This is a genomic window from Mesorhizobium sp. BR1-1-15, from assembly GCF_020165475.1.
Classification (GTDB): domain Bacteria; phylum Pseudomonadota; class Alphaproteobacteria; order Rhizobiales; family Rhizobiaceae; genus Mesorhizobium.
On the sequence record NZ_JAIUIF010000026.1, the window covers coordinates 1 to 19,085 of the forward strand.

General features: G+C 60.8%; 21 protein-coding genes and 2 pseudogenes. 13 read left to right on the plus strand and 10 right to left on the minus strand.

Features of this window, described 5'->3' with window-relative positions:
* The 5 genes and pseudogenes from LB541_RS27375 to LB541_RS27395 all read left to right on the plus strand — a co-directional run.
* Nucleotides 1–220 (plus strand): annotated as a pseudogene (locus tag LB541_RS27375) (cardiolipin synthase B); the annotation flags it as partial.
* 258 nt (nt 221–478) lie between these two features.
* Nucleotides 479–997 (plus strand): ferritin-like domain-containing protein, encoded by a 519-nt coding sequence (locus LB541_RS27380; protein WP_140501426.1) that lies wholly within the window; start codon nt 479–481, stop codon nt 995–997.
* Nucleotides 998–1,046: 49 nt separating this feature from the next.
* The gene (locus tag LB541_RS27385) at nt 1,047–1,385 is read left to right on the plus strand and encodes a hypothetical protein (RefSeq protein WP_140880281.1); all 339 of its coding nucleotides are present in this window, start codon (nt 1,047–1,049) and stop codon (nt 1,383–1,385) included.
* On the plus strand, nt 1,382–2,668 hold the full coding sequence (locus LB541_RS27390) for an SDR family oxidoreductase (RefSeq protein ID WP_224620020.1): 1,287 nt from the start codon (nt 1,382–1,384) through the stop codon (nt 2,666–2,668). The genes LB541_RS27385 and LB541_RS27390 overlap by 4 nt, the downstream gene beginning before the upstream one ends.
* Complete coding sequence (locus LB541_RS27395; RefSeq protein WP_140819198.1) at nt 2,668–3,147, plus strand: DUF2269 family protein; 480 nt, start codon at nt 2,668–2,670, stop codon at nt 3,145–3,147. Before LB541_RS27390 ends, LB541_RS27395 begins: the two co-directional genes overlap by 1 nt.
* 159 nt (nt 3,148–3,306) lie before the next feature.
* On the opposite strand, the gene LB541_RS27400 is transcribed toward LB541_RS27395, so the two are convergent.
* Both LB541_RS27400 and LB541_RS27405 read right to left on the minus strand, forming a co-directional pair.
* Nucleotides 3,307–4,188 (minus strand): manganese catalase family protein, encoded by an 882-nt coding sequence (locus LB541_RS27400; RefSeq protein WP_140880283.1) that lies wholly within the window; start codon nt 4,186–4,188, stop codon nt 3,307–3,309.
* A 183-nt stretch (nt 4,189–4,371) separates the two neighbouring features.
* Nucleotides 4,372–5,225, minus strand: a pseudogene (locus LB541_RS27405) (SIR2 family NAD-dependent protein deacylase).
* Between the two features lie 395 nt (nt 5,226–5,620).
* Between LB541_RS27405 and LB541_RS27410 the strand changes: the two are divergent.
* Nucleotides 5,621–6,799: a beta-glucosidase gene (locus LB541_RS27410; protein ID WP_224620022.1), complete on the plus strand. Its 1,179-nt coding sequence runs from the start codon at nt 5,621–5,623 to the stop codon at nt 6,797–6,799.
* Between the two features lie 73 nt (nt 6,800–6,872).
* Here the strand turns inward: LB541_RS27410 and glf are convergent, their stop codons facing one another.
* The gene (gene glf, locus LB541_RS27415) at nt 6,873–8,015 is read right to left on the minus strand and encodes a UDP-galactopyranose mutase (RefSeq protein WP_140819190.1); all 1,143 of its coding nucleotides are present in this window, start codon (nt 8,013–8,015) and stop codon (nt 6,873–6,875) included.
* 2 nt (nt 8,016–8,017) lie between these two features.
* On the minus strand, nt 8,018–9,190 hold the full coding sequence (locus LB541_RS27420) for a glycosyltransferase family 1 protein (protein WP_140819217.1): 1,173 nt from the start codon (nt 9,188–9,190) through the stop codon (nt 8,018–8,020).
* Between the two features lie 375 nt (nt 9,191–9,565).
* On the opposite strand from LB541_RS27420, the gene LB541_RS27425 reads away from it, so the two are divergent.
* Nucleotides 9,566–10,489 (plus strand): hypothetical protein, encoded by a 924-nt coding sequence (locus LB541_RS27425; RefSeq protein ID WP_224620024.1) that lies wholly within the window; start codon nt 9,566–9,568, stop codon nt 10,487–10,489.
* Between the two features lie 925 nt (nt 10,490–11,414).
* Here LB541_RS27425 and LB541_RS27430 read toward each other — a convergent pair.
* From LB541_RS27430 to LB541_RS27450, 5 genes are all read right to left on the minus strand, one after another.
* Nucleotides 11,415–11,717: a hypothetical protein gene (locus LB541_RS27430; protein ID WP_224620045.1), complete on the minus strand. Its 303-nt coding sequence runs from the start codon at nt 11,715–11,717 to the stop codon at nt 11,415–11,417.
* Entirely contained in the window at nt 11,659–12,165 is a 507-nt protein-coding gene (locus tag LB541_RS27435) for an ATP-binding cassette domain-containing protein (RefSeq protein WP_224620027.1), read from the minus strand. The genes LB541_RS27430 and LB541_RS27435 overlap by 59 nt, the downstream gene beginning before the upstream one ends.
* A complete protein-coding gene (locus LB541_RS27440; protein ID WP_224620029.1) occupies nt 12,158–12,865 on the minus strand; it encodes a hypothetical protein in 708 nt (235 codons plus the stop codon). The genes LB541_RS27435 and LB541_RS27440 overlap by 8 nt, the downstream gene beginning before the upstream one ends.
* Before the next feature lie 697 nt (nt 12,866–13,562).
* Complete coding sequence (locus tag LB541_RS27445; protein ID WP_224620030.1) at nt 13,563–13,718, minus strand: hypothetical protein; 156 nt, start codon at nt 13,716–13,718, stop codon at nt 13,563–13,565.
* Nucleotides 13,696–13,824 (minus strand): hypothetical protein, encoded by a 129-nt coding sequence (locus tag LB541_RS27450; protein WP_224620032.1) that lies wholly within the window; start codon nt 13,822–13,824, stop codon nt 13,696–13,698. Before LB541_RS27450 ends, LB541_RS27445 begins: the two co-directional genes overlap by 23 nt.
* On the opposite strand from LB541_RS27450, the gene LB541_RS27455 reads away from it, so the two are divergent.
* From LB541_RS27455 to LB541_RS27470, 4 genes are all read left to right on the plus strand, one after another.
* Nucleotides 13,823–14,476: a hypothetical protein gene (locus LB541_RS27455; RefSeq protein ID WP_224620034.1), complete on the plus strand. Its 654-nt coding sequence runs from the start codon at nt 13,823–13,825 to the stop codon at nt 14,474–14,476. The two genes, LB541_RS27450 and LB541_RS27455, sit on opposite strands and share 2 nt — an antisense overlap.
* On the plus strand, nt 14,463–14,642 hold the full coding sequence (locus tag LB541_RS27460; protein ID WP_140518313.1) for a hypothetical protein: 180 nt from the start codon (nt 14,463–14,465) through the stop codon (nt 14,640–14,642). Before LB541_RS27455 ends, LB541_RS27460 begins: the two co-directional genes overlap by 14 nt.
* A gap of 87 nt (nt 14,643–14,729) precedes the next feature.
* The gene (locus LB541_RS27465) at nt 14,730–14,939 is read left to right on the plus strand and encodes a hypothetical protein (RefSeq protein ID WP_140518312.1); all 210 of its coding nucleotides are present in this window, start codon (nt 14,730–14,732) and stop codon (nt 14,937–14,939) included.
* Nucleotides 14,940–15,335: 396 nt separating this feature from the next.
* Nucleotides 15,336–15,728 (plus strand): hypothetical protein, encoded by a 393-nt coding sequence (locus tag LB541_RS27470; protein WP_140672732.1) that lies wholly within the window; start codon nt 15,336–15,338, stop codon nt 15,726–15,728.
* A 167-nt stretch (nt 15,729–15,895) separates the two neighbouring features.
* On the opposite strand, the gene LB541_RS27475 is transcribed toward LB541_RS27470, so the two are convergent.
* A complete protein-coding gene (locus LB541_RS27475) occupies nt 15,896–16,195 on the minus strand; it encodes a DUF1236 domain-containing protein (RefSeq protein ID WP_140515085.1) in 300 nt (99 codons plus the stop codon).
* Between the two features lie 886 nt (nt 16,196–17,081).
* On the opposite strand from LB541_RS27475, the gene LB541_RS27480 reads away from it, so the two are divergent.
* Nucleotides 17,082–18,434 carry an autotransporter outer membrane beta-barrel domain-containing protein gene (locus LB541_RS27480; protein WP_318012641.1) on the plus strand — a complete coding sequence of 451 codons (1,353 nt, stop codon included), beginning with the start codon at nt 17,082–17,084 and terminating at the stop codon, nt 18,432–18,434.
* Between the two features lie 103 nt (nt 18,435–18,537).
* Nucleotides 18,538–19,074 (plus strand): invasion associated locus B family protein, encoded by a 537-nt coding sequence (locus LB541_RS27485; protein WP_140672720.1) that lies wholly within the window; start codon nt 18,538–18,540, stop codon nt 19,072–19,074.
* Nucleotides 19,075–19,085 lie beyond the last annotated feature (11 nt).

The window sequence follows — 19,085 nt, forward strand, 5'->3', positions numbered from 1 at the left end:
GACGAGCTTTGGCTCTGCCAACCTGGACGAGCGCTCTTTGCGGCTGAACGACGAAGCCACGCTGAATGTCTACGGCCAGGATTTTGCCAAAACGCAGATCGACCTGTTCAACCAGGATCTTGCGCGATCCAGGCAGATCAGTTTGAGCGAATGGGAAGCGCGTCCCCTGATCGAAAAAGTATCGGACTGGCTGGCCAGCAGACTACACTCGCAACTTTAGAACCTCTTGGTAGGCAAGTGCCCGCAAACGGATACTCGTCGCTCGCGTTATCGAAGTGTCGCATCGGCGCCGTGATAGCGCGCCTGGATGCGGCATTGGCGAGACAGCACCATCGTGTGCGCGTTTAGGCAGTGCGTCGATACCGGTTGTTCGCAACCGACGGCGTGCCGGCCGCCTGCTGAAACACGGCGGAACAAACAACTAGCCGCCTCGTTTGAACGGGGTGCCGCCCGGCGCGCTTTCAAGCAGGAGATGAGGATGGCAACCAAGAAAGCTTCGCAGACAAAGGGACTTGAGGATCTCTTCCACGACGGCTTGAAGGATATCTACTACGCTGAGCGCAAAATCCTTTCCGCCTTGAAGAAGATGGCGAAGGGAGCTGAATCCGAAAAGGTGATTGCTGCCTTTGAGAAGCATCGAGGTGAGACGGAAGGCCAGATCGAGCGCCTGCAGCAGGTGTTCGAGATCTTCGGCAAGCGGGCACAGGGAAAGACCTGCCCGGCAATCGACGGCATCATAGAAGAAGGGCAGGAGATCCTGGAGGACTTTCAACAGGCTCCAGCCCTGGATGCCGGGCTCGTGGCCGCCGCGCAAGCCGTCGAGCATTATGAGATCGCCCGATATGGAACGCTGATCACCTGGGCCGGTTTGCTTGGGCTGAAAAACGCCGTTCCGCTGCTCGAACAGTCGCTCAAGGAGGAGAAGGCGACCGATGAAGCACTGACGCAACTCGGGGAGGCCGGTGTGAACGAGAGAGCGATGCAAAAGGCGGCCTAGATATCCGCACTGGATCACGCCGAGGAGGTCCGTCATGGATGTCCGGCCATTGATGGCGCTTGACCAAGCAGCGGCCGCGCCTATGTCCGCGGAACCGGCGTCGAGCAAAAGACAGCTCCTGTCCGAACGTCGCACCAAAGCTGTTGAGATCGATGAGATCGACCCAGGCGACGGCCGGGTGATCAACCATGATGGCGAGCAACTCGCTATCAGCGAGGCGGCAGACGGTTCGATTGCCGGCTGCATCGACGGTTGGAACCCGGTCGACCGGACATGGTACTGGTCCTGCCGCGGATCCGGCTTCGACAAACAAGGCGTGGTTCTTTCCGGGCCGGCAAACAGGGCACCCCAGACTCGAGCGCCGGTGCAGGCCGGGCTCCAGGGATGAAGATCCTCGTCACCGGCGCTACGGGTTTGATAGGCGCCTCACTATGCGCGCGCCTGGAAGCGGAGGGACACGAAGTACGGCGCGTGCTCCGCCGCGCCCGACCTGCGGGCTTTCCGAAGAATTCGGACGTCATCGTGGATATGACGAAGGCGGTCCGACCGGAGGACTGGTCTTCCCCTCTTTCAGGCGTCGATGCCGTCGTGAACTGCGCCGGCGTTCTGCAGGACAACGCGCGGGAAAAGGTTCAGGAGGTCCATGCCTTCGCCGCTTCCGCTCTCTTCAGGGCCTGCGAACGGGCCGGCATCAAGACGGTCATCCACTTCTCGGCGATCGGTGTCGACCGCGATCACCCGTCCGCCTTCTCCGCCAGCAAGCTGGCCGGCGACAAGGCATTGATGGCGCTCGATATCGGCTGGGTGATCCTGCGTCCCTCGGTGGTGCTGGGGCGCGGCGTCTTTGGCGCAAGCGCATTGTTGCGTGGGCTGGCCGCACTACCATTGTTGCCCGCCATGCCTGATACCGGTCGCCTGCAAGTCGTTCAGCTCGATGACATTGTCTCCACTGTTCTTTTCTTCCTCCAGCCCGCGAGTCCTACTCGCTTGACGCTGGAACTTGCGGGGCCGGAGGCACTCACCATGACAGAGCTCATCAGTCGTTACCGCCAGTGGTTCGGATGGAAAAAGGCGACCGTATTCACCGTGCCTGGCTGGGCGGCGAGAGGCCTCTATCGTCTGGGCGATCTGGCTGGATGGCTCGGCTGGCGACCGCCGATCCGCAGCAATGCGCAAAAAGAAATCACTCGAGGCGCTGTCGGTGATCCGCAGCCTTGGATCGCGACGACAGGCATTCACCCGGCAAGCCTCGCATCAGCACTTGCGGCCGACCCGGCAACGGTCCAGGAGCGATGGTTTGCCGGGCTCTATTTCATCAAGCCGGCGATCTTCGTTGTGCTGCCATTCTTCTGGATCATGACCGGCATCATCTCGCTCACGACAGGCTGGCGTAATGGCGTCGAACTGCTGATCGGCACTGCGGTGGCGCCCCACGCCGAGGCCGCGGTCGTGGCCGGTGCAATCGCCGACGCGGCTGTCGGCGCGCTAATTGCCTTCCGGCCGACAAGCCGCCCGGGTCTTTGGGGTGCGATCGCGATCTCGCTGTCCTACGCCATCGCCGGCACCATCCTGCGCCCGGATCTCTGGAACGAGTCACTCGGCCCGCTGATGAAGATCCTGCCGATCCTCGTCTTGCACTTCGTTGCCCTGGCGATCCTGGATGAGCGCTGATGCTTTATTTCGTAATCAAATATCTGCACGTCATCGGCGCAGCCGTGCTGCTTGGGACAGGGGCGGGGATCGCCTTCTTCATGCTCCTTGCCCACCGGACCGGCAATGCCGCAACGATCGCGGCAGTTGCCCGCATCGTGGTTGTCGCTGATTTCCTCTTTACCGCGACTGCCGTCGTCGCGCAGCCGATCACCGGGGTAGCCCTTGCCTGGCAGGCTGGCTATTCACTGAGGGAAGGATGGATCGTGCTGTCGATTGTGCTTTATATCGTGACCGGCCTGTTCTGGCTGCCGGTTGTTTGGATGCAGATGGAGATGCGCAATCTGGTGGCGCGCGCCGCCACATCTGGCGACCCGCCGCCGGAGCGATACAACAAGCTGTTTCGGTTGTGGTTTGTCTTCGGCTTCCCAGCCTTCGCCGCCGTGCTCGCCATCTTCTGGCTCATGATCACGCGTCCCCTCATCGATTTGTTCGATTGACGGTGACGATGGTTCGCTGGCCAAGTGATGGGCAGCAGGTGAGTTCCGCCAATACGGCTACTTCACCCTGAGCAGAGGCGCGACGCCATAGAGTGCTTTCCCCCGGGATTGGCGGCACGGGAGAAAGCGTTGGCGTCAGCCCCGAGCTGGAAGGTGTCACTAGGCGCGAGCGCGGTTGCCGTCCGACCCCCTGGCGCGACTGGAGCCTTTGGCAGAACCGATCTGTTCGCTCTGTGCTCCGCTGTCCGCGCGGGGGGAGCCAAGCATGGGTTCCTCACCCATCGGCTGGCCCGGGACGGTCGTGAACTCTCCGTTGCCGTCAATGGATTTGCCGCTCGACCAACGGCCCTCGGGCGGCGGCACGCCGTCGACGAAACAGTTGACGAATGCATAGCTGACGTCGCGAAGTTCCTGTTCCTGGGGGAAGGAGTTTGGAACCGGCAGCGAGGTCGCGAGCCCACCCATATCCTCGATGGCTGCTAGCCATTGCTGCTGGTGCATCGTGTCGCGGGCGATCAGGAACGATAGCATCTCCTTCATGCCGGGATCGTCGGTCATATTGTAGAGGCGTGTGGCAAGCACTCTGCCACTGCTTTCCGCCGTGACATTAGCGATCATGTCGGCGGCGAGATTGCCGCTGGCGTAGACGTGTGAAGCATTGAAGGGCACGCCGTTTGAATTTTCCGGCAATGCCGCGAGTCCGGTGGAAAGGATGTGGCGGAAGTTCATGCCGTTCAACACGGAGCCGCCGATCGTATCGGCTGAAATGTCTTCTTGCAAAGACAGCGGCGCCCCTTCCAGATTCAACGCCACGGCCGTCGCGAGCATCTCGATGTGGGCGAGTTCCTCAGTGGCGGTGTTCAGCAGCAGGTCCCGGTACTTGCTTGGGCCGCGCGCCCCCCAGGCCTGGAAGAAGTACTGCAGCGCAACTCGTATCTCGCCTTCGACGCCCCCGATCGCCTGCTGCAAGGCGCGAGCGAAGATCGGGCTGGGCGTTTCCACGCGCACAGGGAATTGCAATTTCTTGTCGGTGTAAAACATCTCATATTATCTCCATTGATCTCGCCCAACCGACCGCAGAACCAGATGTTCCTTCTGTTCGACAGTATTTATCCTGACCATGTCGAGTTGCACGCGAGTGCGCGAAACGTGTGCAATCCGCTTCGGCAGGGCGCGGTTGTTTGGCGCAAGACCACCATGAAGCGACCCGCGGGGTGATCGCCTTCACCCCGCCCTCAAGGCCGCCCTGGTGCCCGGTTCGTCCCCCCTCATGGCGTCAAGCAGCTTGGACAGGAACGCCGCTAGCGCTTGTTCAGGCTGAGCCGCCTCTTCACTCAACATTTCGATGCCCCATCGACCCAGCACCGCCTCCTGGACGACGCTCGGGCTTGGCATGAATACGAACGATCTGGGGCGGTCGGTCTCATAGCCGGACAGCCTCCAGGTCTGCCACAGGCGGTGCAAAAGCAGGCGGATGTTCATATCCGACATGCTGTAGCCGATGAAAAGGATCGTCCGCCCCGATGCATCCGCGCGGAATTTCACATCCAGGGTGAATCGAAGGACAGCCGGTCGAAATAGTCGGTCTCGGCCAGAATGAGGGAGGAGTCGTCGTCGAAGTCGCCGTGGTATTTGACGATCTGGGTGACCCCGTTGCTGGCTTTGGCGATGTCTTTTGCGTTTGCCACCTTCACGTAGTCGCGGCTATGGACTTCGAAGGCGACCTCGAGGTTGCGATCGTAGTTGGTCGTGTAGATGATCGGGAAGTCCAGTGCCACGATCAGGCGGTGGATCTCCGAACGTCTCACTTTCTCATGCGAGACACTCCAGTTCCGATCCATCCAGCTTCGCAGCGGTCCGATGGTGCCCCGCTTCAACCGGTAGAACTCCGCCAGGGTCTGGTAGCTGACGTCCGACGGCGCGATGATGCCATCATCGATGCCCAGGTCCTCGACCAGATGATCGATGAGCTTACGCCAGGAGGGCAGGCCGACACTCATTGACACGCCAGCCCCAACGAACAGGATCGCGCGCCGCTCCCTGACGGAACGCGCGAGCTCCTCGATGGGGGAAAGCATGGACAAACCTCCGACCGATAATCATCCCAACTACCGGGACGGTCGCCGGTTCCATTCTCGTGCAGGCGGTGACCCGCCGTGGGGGTTTGCGACGCGCCGGGGAACAATCATCCGCATGGGGTTCGTAACGGGCGCAGCCGGAACAAAGCATTGTGCTCGCGGTTTAGCTCCGGCGCCGATCGCCAGCGGAGAAATGCATCAATGACAATCAAGGAGCCGGCACACTCGGGTAGGCTAGCCTGGCCGCACACAGCCAAGCGCGGCATGGACGAGCAGGACAGAAGCCAAGCAGAGGCTCGCGCCAGTCGGCATCCTGAAGCCGATCCTGTCGACGAATCGCGTAGCACCGTGAACTGCAACGAGCTACGGGCAAATCGCCAGACCCGCGAGAGAGCATGATGGCCAGGCCGGCCCCCACCGAACGATCCGGCCCGGTCCAGGATGTGGTAGACGGTGGTCAACACCGAGCGGTCGGCCGAACCTTCGAAAGCTTCTTCATGGCCGGCTTTGAATGTTCCTCCCACAGGCGGAACGACGGTGTCCGGCTCGATCTTGTTCGCGCTACCTCGCACAACATCCATGCCTTGGCGGACTACCGGAGCTGTGCCGAGCTCGGGCTTCGAACGATCCGAGACGGGTTGCGCTGGCACCTGATCGAAACGGCGCCGGGCATCTATGACTGGTCGAGTTGGGCGGCCATGATCGAAGCGGCTCGTGCCGTTGGCGTGCAGGTGATCTGGGATGTTTTTCATTACGGATCGCCCGATCACATCGATCAGGGATCGCAGGAATTCATCGACGCCTACGCCGCTTTTGCCGCGGAGGCCGTGCGGTTCCATCGCTCCTTCACGGGCACCTCTCCGCTGCTTTGTCCAATCAACGAAATCTCGTTCTTTGCCTGGGCCGTCGAAGTCGGCTACTTCCCGCGTGTCGGCCCAAAGAAGCGCGGATGGTTCAAACGGCATCTCGTTAAGGCAGCGGTCGCGGGCATCCGTGCAATGCGACAGGCCGACCCCGACTGTCGATTCGTCTGGGCTGAGCCGCTGATCCATATCGCGCCTCGCGACGGCAGCCGAGCGGAACGGCAACGCGCGCAGAACGCCCGGCGAGGTCAGTTCGAGGCGTATGAGATGCTGATGGGACAGGTCGAGCCTGAACTGGGCGGCAGCCAAGATCTTGTCGACGTGATTGGCCTGAACTTTTATCCTCACAACCAGTGGTATCTAAACGGTCCGACCATTCCCATGGGCCACCATGAATATCGGGCGCTGTCCGAGATGTTGCTCGAGGTCGCTCACAGGTTCCGCAAGCCGATGTTCATTGCTGAAACCGGGTCCGAAGGATCCGCCGGGCCAGCATGGCTGCATTATGTCTGCGATGAGGTCCGCGCCGCGATGAAGCTGGGCGTCCCCATCCAAGGCATTTGCATTTATCCCGTGACAGCCTATCCGGGTTGGGACAATTCCCGCCACGCCGAAGTCGGCTTGTTTTCTACCGTGCACGCGGATGGTTCGCGCAGCATCCGGCAGCCAGTTGCGGACGAGCTGGCGCGCCAGCGCCTTCTGTTCGCGTAAGCCCGGCCATCACGCGTGCAGCATGGGCCTGTCGGGTAGAACGGCATCGCGTTCGGCTTCGTCCGGCAAATGGTTACGGCGCGAGCACAGCAAATGTCGGCGCCTCCAAAGAAGCCGAGGCCGGCAGGGTCTTTTGTATCCTCGCGAATGTGGCCAAGGCCTGACCCACCACTTGATCCATGTTGTAATAACGGTAGGTCGCTAGCCGTCCAACGAACCAGACGTTTGGGCAGGCGTCCGCCATTGCCTCGTAGCGTTTGTACAGCTCCTCGTTCTCGGCTCTCGGAACAGGGTAATAGGGATCGCCTATATCGGTCGGGTATTCGTAGGTGAGGCTGGTTTTCGGATGCCGTTGGCCTGTCAGATGCTTATACTCCGTGACGCGGGTGTAGTTTTCCGTCTGCGGATAGTTCACCACCGCCACTGGCTGGAATTGTTCGCAATCCACTGTCACATGGTCGAACCGCAAGGAACGGTAAGGCAGACGGCCGAGCCTCCAATCAAAATATTCGTCAATCGGCCCGGTATAGATCAGCTGCCGAAAGCCGATCTTCTCGCGTATCTCGCCATAGTCGGTCTGCAGCATCACCTTGATTTCAGGCCTGTCCAGCATCCGCTCGAACATCCGCGTATAGCCACCGGCGGGCATGTTCTGGAACGTGTCGCCAAAATAGCGGTCGTCGCGGGTGGTGCGGGTCGGCACCCGTGCCGTTACGGACTTGCTCAGTTGAGACGGATCCACGCCCCATTGTTTACGGGTATAACCGCGGAAGAATTTTTCGTAGAGTTCCCTGCCCACGGTGCTGACCACCACGTCTTCGGCGGTTCGGACCTCCTCCACCGTTTCGCGTCGCGAAGCGAAGAAGTCTTCCAGTTGGTCGGAGGTGAGATCAAGTCCGTAAAGACGATTGATTGTGTCGAGATTGATCGGGATGGGCAGCAGTTTGCCGTCCACCGAAGACAGGACGCGATGTTCGTAGGGCCGCCACGCCGTGAACTGCGACAGATAGTCGACGATGGATTGCGCGTTGGTGTGGAAGATGTGGGGACCATAGCGATGGATCAGGAGTCCCGCTTCGTCGTAGCAGTCATAGGCGTTGCCGCCGACATGATTTCTGCGGTCTATGAGCAGGATACTTTCGCGGCGTTGCGATGCAATGCGCTCGGCAAGCACGCTGCCGGCAAAGCCGGCTCCGACGATCAGCCAGTCGAACATCGTCAGGCTCTCCTGCGCAGCGGAACGACAGTTTTCATCGCCTGGACACCCTGGATGTGTGAGGCCATGGCATCCCAAGTACGTTCCCACGACTTGTCGGCGAGGTAGGCATCAACTTCCCTCACCTGCAGGTCTTTGGGGCGGGCCAGAATGGAGCGAAGCTTGATCGCAATATCGTCGGCGTCGACGATCTCGACGAGACCCGCCGCACCGTAGGTGCGAACGACATCGACGATGGCGGTGGAGATCACCGGCAGTCCGGCCGCAAGAAACTCGGGGGTCTTGGTTGGGCTGATGTATCTCGTTGCCTCATTGAGTGCGAATGGCATCCATCCGCCTGCCCAATGACGGAGATAGCTCGGCAGGTCGGCATAGTTCTTGGGACCGAGCCAATGCAAATTGCCAGCCCGTGGCAGGATCGCCGAATCGATCTTGACCACCGGCCCCAGCATGACGAACTGGATGTCGGGCATTGCCGCAGCCGTCTGGCCCACAAGGGCGATGTCGAGCCGTTCATCTATCACGCCGAAATAGCCGACCCTTGGATGGGGGATGCCTGCCTGGTCGGCCGGTTCGTCGCCACCCCCTCTCGCCCTGCTGAAATGAGCAGCATCGATGCTGCTTGGGAACGGAAAAATTGAACGATGCTGACTGCGCTTTGCCTCATAGAGGCTTTGCCCGCCCGTGAAGACCAGATCGGCGCGGCCGAACAACTCCTTTTCCATCTGTGCCAATTCCGCCGGCGCGTCGCGGAAGGCGGACAACTCGTCCATGCAATCGTAGATGCACACATTGCAGCGAAGATGGCTGCTGAAGCGCAGCGCCATTGGCGTGTAATACCAGGCAATCAGCCGGTCATGAGGAACCGGCGCGACGAGTTCATTGACGAAACTTCGCTGGATCGCATCCACCTTTGTCGCTGATGTTCCAATGGGGACGACCGGCGTGACAACCCTGATTGCCGGAGCTACGTCGTTCACGCGCATGAAGGGACCGCGGACATCTTCGAAGGCTGGTTCTTCGAAGTAAATTACCTGTTGCTGCCGGGCGGCGAGGGTCAGGAGGTGCTGTGGCCTTTGAAATACAAAATTCCATCGGAGATGTGAAAAGCAGATAAGTACTGAATTATACGCCTGTGATGTGCTTTTTTTTGTTTTTGAAAGCGCGATGTCCATATATTTTCCCTTTTAATACGAGTTATAACTGCGAAAATTAACGTAGGTTAATTTTTCACGTTGCCATCTGATACCCATCAGTCCTATCTAACTTGCGATTCAGTAAGTTGTTCCAACGGGATTAATTGACCCGCGTAGGTCGATCGCCGGCCTCGCCCGACTGCTTCGCAGGCGGTGTCGGAATGCGGCATGAGATCCGCTGGAATTGGGACTACGGCGGCGCCCTAACGTGGCGCTTTGCCACGCATCCAGCTGTTGAAGGCCGGCGGGAAAATCAACACGTGTTAGCCGACGCTGCTAGAATACGAACGCCTCGAATCAGTTTGTTTGGACCTGGGTGTCGGAAGCTGAGAGAGGCGGTCGAGGTTTGTGGACATGAAGATCAATTTCGAAACGCACGTCTTTCCGTTGTTTCACCCGCAGCAGGTGGACGACCTGAAAGATCCTTGTCCCGTATTCGACGGAACGCTCTGGCACATGTTCGGATCGAGCGGCACCGTTACGAGGGAGGAATGGAAGATACTGCACGCCACAGCGCCGGATCCGCGTGGCCCCTGGACCGAGCATGAACCGATCGCCTTGCCGATCACCGGCTCGGGTGTGGCGGCGCCCGGTGTCATCCACGAAGGCGGGGTTTTCCACATGTTCATCCAGACCGAATTCATGAAGTCGGGTGGGCGGTGCGAGCATGCGGTGTCTAATGATGGTTTCCACTGGGTTGTTTTGACGTCGGCGATATTATCCCTGCCGGACACCGATGAAGATGGCATCTACGATCCCCATCCGGCGGTCATCGGCGGCAAGCGCTACATCGTCTACTCGGGAATGCCGAAGTTCAGCAGGGTCCCGCAACCCGACGTCTATCTCGCACGCAGCCAGTCCGACTCCTGGTTCGGACCATGGAAGCGCGTTGGCAAGATCCTGGACCACCTGGACGTTCCGCATCACAACGCACGCGAGCATCCCGACTATGAATGGGGCATCGAAGGCGCTCAACTGGTCGAGTTGCCGGATGGACGCGTGCTGCTCAATGCAACCTGCTTCCTGCCCGAGGGGCCGCGCGGCAGCCGCCAGCGTGTATTCTTCGCAATTGCCGATCGCGTCGAAGGACCTTACGTGTCCGTCGGCCCAGTGCTGGATCCGGGCGAGCCGGGAGAGAACGGGCACTCGACTGTGATGATAGAGGGCCGGCAACTGACGCTGTTCTATCAGAGCCGGCGCGAGGCAACGAATCACAGGTGGCGCTATGGGCTGGCCACGTGCGACCTGGATCAGCAGATTTTTTCAAACGTCGCTTGACCCAGCGCGCCCGGAAAGGCGCTATCACCGCGACGGTCAACCGTCCCCCACGCCTGTAAGTGAGGACACAAGTGCTCGCTTCGATCGCGGATCGGACGACACCCGCAGGCAATCAGCCCTGGGGTGGATCTCCGCGATCGCGGTAGCGGCGACGTCTTCGCTGAATCTGATACGGACGTTCGGGCATTGCGGTCGCGGGAGGATTCCGGGTCGATGGGTGGTCTTCCTTGAGAAGGCGAATGATGGCGTCAACCGGATCCGCCAGCGATTCACGCGCCCGCGGTCGAAGCATGTGCCTGAGACCTGATACGATTTGCTGCAGCATCAAACTCCACCTATTGTTCGGGCTGCCAAACATCGTTTGCCAAGATTTGTTCCGGCCCGTGGCTGCGCGGTCGTGGTCTGGACATGGACTATCATCATCCTCATCGCCGCAATGCCGAAAACAGAGCATCAGACCCTTATGCTTCGACCACCGCCCCATCCCTCCCACGGGCGAGCACGGAGCGGGGCATGGCCGAGTCGCTGGTGAAAACGGCAGAGTGACGTCAAAATTTCCCACTAATCAGCTGCCAACGACTTCTCAACCGTCGAGCAGATAGCCCTTGATGGGAGCGGGGTCTCCCCACGACGTTGGCGACCGGCCAGCGTCTTCCATCTGCGGGTGACGATGAGGCCATCTGGCAGTGGTGCCGTCGGCGGGAGGGACTGGCGCTGAGGAGGACAACCGGTTACCCTTTCCCAACGGCTCGTCGGTGGGGGATGGGAGTGCCAGGCTGACGCCGGCGGCCCACGTTTCGGTTGGCGACGCTGCTATCGACCAGAGACCTCGAAAGCTCGCTGGCGATCGCCTAGGCTCAGGGTGCACCCCCGCCGGTTGATCGTCACTCTCGACTTCCCCATGTCTGCGGCCGAGGTTACCGCTTCACCAGCTCATGGGTTCCGACAGCACCTGCAGGATGTTGAGCTCAAAGGTCCCGGGTGCGTGGCTGGCGTCGGCCAACTGCCGGGCGTCCCACTCTCGGGCAATGCTGCCCTCGGCCAGAAGCACCGCGCGGCTGCACAGGCCGGGAACCGCTTCGACCAGGTGGGTGGAGATGATGACGGCTTGGCGGCGGCTCGCCGCCAATGCAAGGACGACGCGTTTGACCTCCAAGGCGGCAAGCGGATCAAGGCCGTTCAGGGACTCGTCCAGGAAGCGGCGGCGCCCCGAGGAGAGCCGCGGCAATGGCGATCTTGGCCCGCGTACCGAGTGAATATTCGGCGATTGGTCGGTCGAGCCAGCGGTTGAGCCCGAGCCGGTCGGCGACATTGACGCCAGGCCAGTCGTCTTCGGCGCAGCCGCGGATCGAGGCGACGAGCTCAAGATATTGCCGCCCGGTCAGCGCCACTGGTAGATCGGATGGATCCATGGCAAGGCCGAAGCCGAACTTGGCGCGCTCCGGTGCGCCGGCAAGGTCGATCCCGTCGATCGCCACGGTCCCCCCAAGTGGCGGAATCTGGCCGGTGATCGCCCTGAGCAAGGTGGACTTGCCCGAGCCGTTGGCGCCAAGCAGGCCAAGGATGTCGCCTCGGTCGATCGACAGATCGATGTCGCTGACGACCGCGCGGCCCCCATAGCCGGCGCTGAGCCCGCGAACCGCGAGTATCTCGACGGGATCGGCGCTGCTATCCATGGCGATATCTCCGTTGCGCCCGGTGCCACAGGAACAGGACAAGGGCGGCAAAGCCAATCAGCACCGTGCGCCCATATTCGAGCGACTCGTAGCTGGTGTAGGCGATAGCCCCGAGGAAGCTCAGCGCGGCGACGAACGGCGCGGCCATGAAATAGGCCGCAAACACCGCATAGGCGCCGTTCAGCGCCAGCAGCCAGAAACCGCTGGCAAGCGGCATAGCCCAGGCCGACGGCTCTGCCGCTAGGGCAGCGGTGGCGGGCAGGACAAAATAGCCGACCGACAGTTGCAGCGGGAGCCGCGTCAGGCGCAGCCAGACCCTCGCGGAGCCGAGCGGGGCAGTGCGCAACACTGGCGAGCCGAGCGGATGGAACCGCGCGCTCAGCATGAATATGAGAAGGCCACCGGTCAGGCCGGCCATGGCCGCCGGCACCGCGTCATGGCGAACCAAGCTAATGGAAGCGGAGGTTGGCGCCCCCAGACCGAACAGGACAGCTGCTCCCGCCAGCCGCCATGAAAGCGTTACGTGGCCGGCGGGCAAACCCCAGGCCCAGCTCGAGATCCAGGTCGGCGTCGAGCGATCGAAGGCGCCGAGCAAAGGCTTGCGTCCGCCGCGAACGCTCACCGGATGGGCAGTGTCGGTGTTGACCAGATCGCGAGCGCTGCGCAGGCGCAGGACGGCTGCCGTGCAAACCCGCGCCAAACAGGATCGCAGCGCCGAGACCCCAGGCGTGTGCGAGAGGTTTTGCGATGACGAAACAGCCAAGGCCCACTGCCGCCGCGACGATGAAGGTAGTGAGAACGCCTGGCACACACGCTGCCGTCGCCGCCATGCGCCGGCGCTCTACGAGTGAAAGTGGCAATGCCCTGAGAAAAGGCGCGAAGGCGCGCGACAGGCAAAGCCTGGCGAGCGCGCTACCGGTGAAGGTGCCAAGCAGTAGAAGTGCGGCCGGCAGTCCGACCGTCCACATCATCTGGGCCTGCCTAAGCGTGGCGGATGTCGCCTGCAATGCGACGACGATGTCGGCAACGGCGTAGGCGAACAGAGCACCACCTCCAGCGGCGATCCAAACAAGATCGCGGCGGCGCGTCGAGCGCAAGCCAGCCGAGAGTTCGCGCCGGAGTAGGGTCAGGACAAGCCTGTCGTGCCGCATTGTTCTATCATCGCGATCGACCTCGCAAACCGGTTGGATGTCGACATAGGTCGGCGACGAGTGTGCCGCCAGTAGGGCCGTCGCCCTCAGCCTCCCATGCGCGGGCTTTGCGCTGACGTTTCTCAGCGCTGACAGGAGACAGTCCTGCATCGTCGCCTGAAGGCTGGTTGTGACGGTGCGCACCGCTGTCATCGCGTTGTTCACCGCGGCTTCGTTGAAGGGCGTGGCTACTGCGCCGTCGCCAAATTAGCGCGCGGTGCGCAGGTCACCCAGCGCCTGGAAGGCGCGCCCACGGTTGTCGCACAGCATGCCGCGGTTGCCGAGCCGCGCCTGCGCGGTCTCGGCGCGGTCCTTAATGGCGTGGCGGGCGCTCTCTATTTCATTCCATGACGCCGTTGCCATTACGGTCGAGATTCCTGAACAGGCGCTCGCGGGCGGTCGCCACCTCCTTCGAGATGACGCCGTCGCCGTTGGTGTCCATCCGTTGCTGAATACGCTTGCCGGGCATGTCCGTGCCGATCGGCGCGTGCCCGCTCGGCCTGCGCGGCTATCAGATTACCGAGACCGGCACCGAAGTCGGCGGCTTCGTCGCGCGCGAATGCCGCTTGCCCAGCCTCTCGGCATGGGGCCGGGTGGGCCAGTATCAGCTCAGCCAGATGCCCAATGTCGACGTCTATTTCGAAAGCCGATTGTCGGCGCAGGACTTACTGGCCTTGGGCTTTCAGAACATCGCCATCGCCACCGGATCGACATGGCTCCGCGACGGCGTGGCGCGCGCGCATGTCGTGCCGATGCCGGTGGACCCAGCCGTGGCGGCATACACGCCGCCATGTAGCGCGGCCTGCCGGTTATCTCCTAATCGGAGGCTTTCAATTTGTTTATCGCCAACGCCGCGAAACTTCGGCCCTTGCACTGTTCCCATACAATGCATGTGTTCCCCCAGACTCGCCCGCTTGCCGAGATGTGGCAGGCTTTTTCCGCTTAGATGCAACCAATGGTTTGGGGCCACGTTGCTGCCCTGGGCCAGCATCGTCCTCCGTTGGCCAGCTCCCAGAAGCCCGCCACTGCTTCTCAGTGGCGAGCTTTTTCTTTTCCGAGAAACGAAGGGCCAGTTGGCTAGTTTGGTTGCGAAGGAGGATCGATCCGATGCAAAAGGATAGCGATGGGCACGAGAGGGAGAATCAGCAATTGCTCGCCCGACGGCTCGCAAACGAGGTCGGCATTCCCGAAGTGGATGCACTGGATCTGATCAAGCTCATCGGGACAGACTGGAACTCGCTGCTGCGCGAAGCCCGGTTTCTAAAAACCCAGCGCCGGCCATTTTGATGTCGGCCAGGATCGCGGCCCGTGAAGCCCTTGCGCGACCGGAGGTCCTGCTGCATGTTTTCGCGGTTGGACTTCCGGGAGAAAATCATGCCAATTCAACGAAAGGCGGCCGAGGCCGGTATTTTCGACGAATCCGAGTTGGCACTGCTTGGGCGGGTCTTCGACGAGCTTAAGCCGGACAACCCATTGCCTGATGAGCGCGACTCGATTGCCTCCCGGATCATTGCAAATTACATGGCAGGTGTGGTTGACGAGGCCGAGTTGTTTTCGCTTTCGAGGCAGCCGCTGGGCCGTTAGCCAAAGTCACGGAAACTAACCGCCTGCCCAGTTTTGCGTTTAAGGGCGTCTCTCCCGCATTTCGCCTACGTCTTTTTGCGGCCAAACACTTGCTGCCGAAGGTGGCGGGCTTTTTACTGTGTGGGTGGAACCCCATCTGGCGACAATCGTTCTGTGCGGCAACACTGCGGGACCGTTAGATCAGGACAACGATGCGGAGAAGGCAACGGTTCACCGACAAAGAAAGGCACGAGAGAAAGGAGCGTACCTCGGATGTTGCGCGCGAGCTGATCGAGGTCGAGCGGGCGGCACGGGATGCGAAGACAGCTCGGCTCCGGGAGCAGCGGCTGACCGCTGAGATTCGCAGCTCAGCACCTAAGAAGGTGCAGCCCCGATAGCTGCTTAAGGGAGGCAGCGATGCTCGATACCCATGATACCCATATAGACATTGCGCGGGCGGCTATTGAAGCCACCTTTTTGTTGCGACGTCATTCCATGGTAGCAAACGCCGCATTTCGGCGCGATATTGATCACTCCCGACGCGTGCTCGCGGCATCACGAGAGCTTCTGAAACGCCTGCGCCAAAGCCATGGCGATGACACCTCCCGAGCTTGGGCGGATGCAGACCCGGCTCCCTTCACTATCTCAGCGTTCGATGCCGATGTCCTCCGCGCAGCGTTCAGAGATTTGGTGTTGGGAACGAGCGTGCCCGAGTGTCAATGGCGCGATCTGGCTAAGACCCTGGTACTCGGGTACGCCGGGTGTGATGAGGTCCAAATTGGCTTGCTGGATTGGATCACCAGGAAGTAAGTACCTTGTGCCAAGTCGAGTTGAGCGCGTGTTCTAGAGATCCACCAGGCGCGCCACGAGGGGATTGCGACGTCTCGACTTCAGGAGTTTATCTCAACTGTCCGAATGGCGATTTGACATACCCAACCCGCCGCCAGCTATGGCGGAGGTCGGGTTCGTTCTAGGTCTCAGTCGTAGACTTTGACGATCTTGCGGGTGCCCGGGTCCACCAAAACCGTGCGGTTGTCGATCACCACATACCGGTATTTGACATTGGGGACCTCATGGAGCTCGACCGTGTCCGGCAGAGCCGTGCCGACATTCAGCTCAAGTCCGAGAAGGTTCACGGAAGCCAGCGGTTGCTTCTTCACGTATTTGCGCACGACGGTGTCCTGTTCCGGTGTGATGACAACATCCTGTGCCGCAACTGCGCCGACGCCGGCCAAAAGCAATAGCGCGGCAGCGGTGCTGGTAAGGGGGATCCTCATGGTTTTTCTCCTGTTGTTCCGGCGACAGCACAAGTCTTCTGTGCGCCAGGCAACTGAACACGTCGGCAGGCCGAACGTTCCTCGATCAGGCTTCAGTCGGAATCCTGACCAGACCAAAGGCCGATCACAAAACGCAATGGTCTTATCTCTTGAGACTAGGCGGAACGGCTTAGGGCTAGGCTAGTTGCTTCTCCAAATTCGGAGAAAGCAGATGGATAAAAGCATTGGCCAAGCGCGTTGGTTGCTCGCGCCAACTTTCGCCGCAGCCGTCACATTTTTGGTGATCGGCATATTCCTTGGCTGACATGTTGTGGATCGGCACAGCTACGTCCCTTCCTGTGCTGATAGGACCCGCAAGCCGCCTCGGTGGCTGGCGGGCCCTCTATTTGCAGTATGTTTGGTGAGCAAAAGACAATGACATCGATCCAGAGAACTAATGAGAGTGGCAACGCAAACCAACAGGCAAATGCGGGCTGCTCTTGCTCAATGGAACATACCTCCGCCCTCGCAGTTATGTGCGTTCCGATTGGCTAGTGTGGAGAAACCATGAAGCGAGACTTTGAATACCTGTGCGCTTGGGCCAGCGCACGGGGCATTAAAATCTATCAGCGTTCAAAGACAGTATGGATCGCGGCTGGCGGCTTTCGAGGTCGCGATTTGGAAGTTAAGGGGCGGTCGCCAGCTATTGCACTCTCATTATGGATTGAGGCTACCCAGTACAGAGGTACCATATAGAACTGTTGGCCGGCGCCTTTTGGGGGGGCGGGGGGGTAAACCCGGCTTTTAATAGGGCGCCGGCCTAGCGGGTTGGGGTCCGCCAAGAAGTATATTACCAGAAAACCCTGATGGTAGATATCCCGCGATAACAGAATATCTGCGCGTAAGATTGGTCCGAGTCAGTCGATCTCGAGCGGCTCGTGGTCTGGGCAGCCTCAATGCAGCGCTCGATGGCGATGCCTCGACCACCGACAAGGTCGTCATCCATGGCAACACCTCCGGCACCGGCATTCTTGCGGTCGCCAATGTCGGCGGGGCAGGGGCGCAGACGGTGGAAGGCATCAAGATCATCGATGTGGGCGGAAGCTCGGCCGGCACCTTCTCGCTTGCCGGCGACTATGTCTTCCAAGGCGACCAGGCCGTGGTCAGCGGCGCCTATGCCTACCGGCTCTATAAGAATGGCGTCAGCACGCCGAGCGACGGCGACTGGTATCTGCGCTCGGCGTTGACCACCCCGACCGGCCCACAGGGACCGCTCTATTCGCCGGCCGTGCCAATCTATGAGGCCTATCCGGGTGTCCTGCAGAGCTTGAACGAACTGGGCACTTTGCAGCAGCGCGTCGGCAACCGTTCATGGGTGGGTGCCGCCCAGGGCGCCGACGAGATCGGCAGCGTTCCCACACAGAACGCGATCTGGGCCCGCATCGAGGGCGCCCACACGCGGCAGAGCCCCGAGAGCGCCACCACCGTCTCGGACTATGACGTGACGACATGGAGACTGGAGTCAGGCGTCGACGGCCTGCTCTATGAGGACGCCACCGGCATCCTGCTTGGCGGTGTCTCTTTCCACTACGGTACAGCCTCGTCGGACATCTCCTCGATCTATGGGGCCGGCTCCATCGATGCCACCGGCTATGGCTTCGGCGGCACGCTGACCTGGTATGGCGACAACGGTTTCTACACCGACGCCCAGGCCCAGGTGACGTGGTATGACAGCGACCTGAAGTCCGCCACGCTGGGCAGCGAACTTGCCAATGGCAATAACGGGTTCGGTTATGCTCTGAGCATCGAAGCCGGCCAGAAGTTCGCGCTCCAGGGCAAATGGACACTGACGCCGCAGGCTCAACTCTCTTATTCCTCAGTCCGCTTCGACGGCTTCACCGATCCGTTCGATGCGGCAGTGTCGCTCGACAGCAGCCAGACGCTCATCGGCCGTGCCGGCCTGTCGCTCGACCACGAGGATGCCTGGACAGGAGCTCAGGGAAGGGTAAGCCGATCGCATCTCTACGGCATCGCCAATCTCTACTATGACTTCCTGGACGGCAACGACGTCGATGTCTCCGGCACCGCGCTGCACGAGCACGACCAGCCGCTATGGGGCGGGCTGGGTGTCGGTGGATCACTGAGCTGGAACGAAGACCGCTACACCGTCTTCGGCGAGGCCTTCGCCAAGTCGAGCCTGAAAGAGTTCGGCGACAGCCGCTCCATCGGCGCCAAGCTCGGCTTCAGCGTCAAGTGGTAGGCGGACCGAAGTGATGGTTCGGCCGATCACTATAAGGTCGGCTTATCAAATGTGTCGGCCGGCCAAGGCGCCGGCTGAGTAATGAAAGGTCATCGAATTGCGCATGTGGAAATTCCCGCTGGCCAGTGCAGCAGCAACACTCAGCTTGATGGTGATGGGCACCGCGGCCTTGTCTCAAGAGGTGACTTCAAAGCTGCCAGGCGGCGCGACTTCGCTCCAGGAGAGCTACCAGGACTGGAGCCTGACCTGTCAAAGCAGCACATCAACGGTAGCGTGCGGTGTCTCCCAGCAACAGACGCAGCAGAACGGACAGCGGATCCTGGCTGTTGAGCTTAGGCGAAACAGCGACGCCACGCTCGCGGGCAATGTCGTGCTTCCGTTTGGGCTTATGCTCGACGCCGGCGCCACATTGCAGATCGATGACAGCCAGCCCCCTGAGGCGCTGCGCTTCTCCACCTGCTTGCCGGCCGGCTGCATCGTACCGCTCAGCCTCGATGAAGGAACAGTAGCCGCATTGCGGGCGGGTTCGGTGCTGAAGATCAAGGTCAGAAGCACCGACCAGAAGGACGTCGCTTTGTCCGTATCGCTGAAAGGGCTCGCACCTGCTCTGGACAGGCTAAGCGTTCTTGCTGGAGCGTGACGATTCTCTGT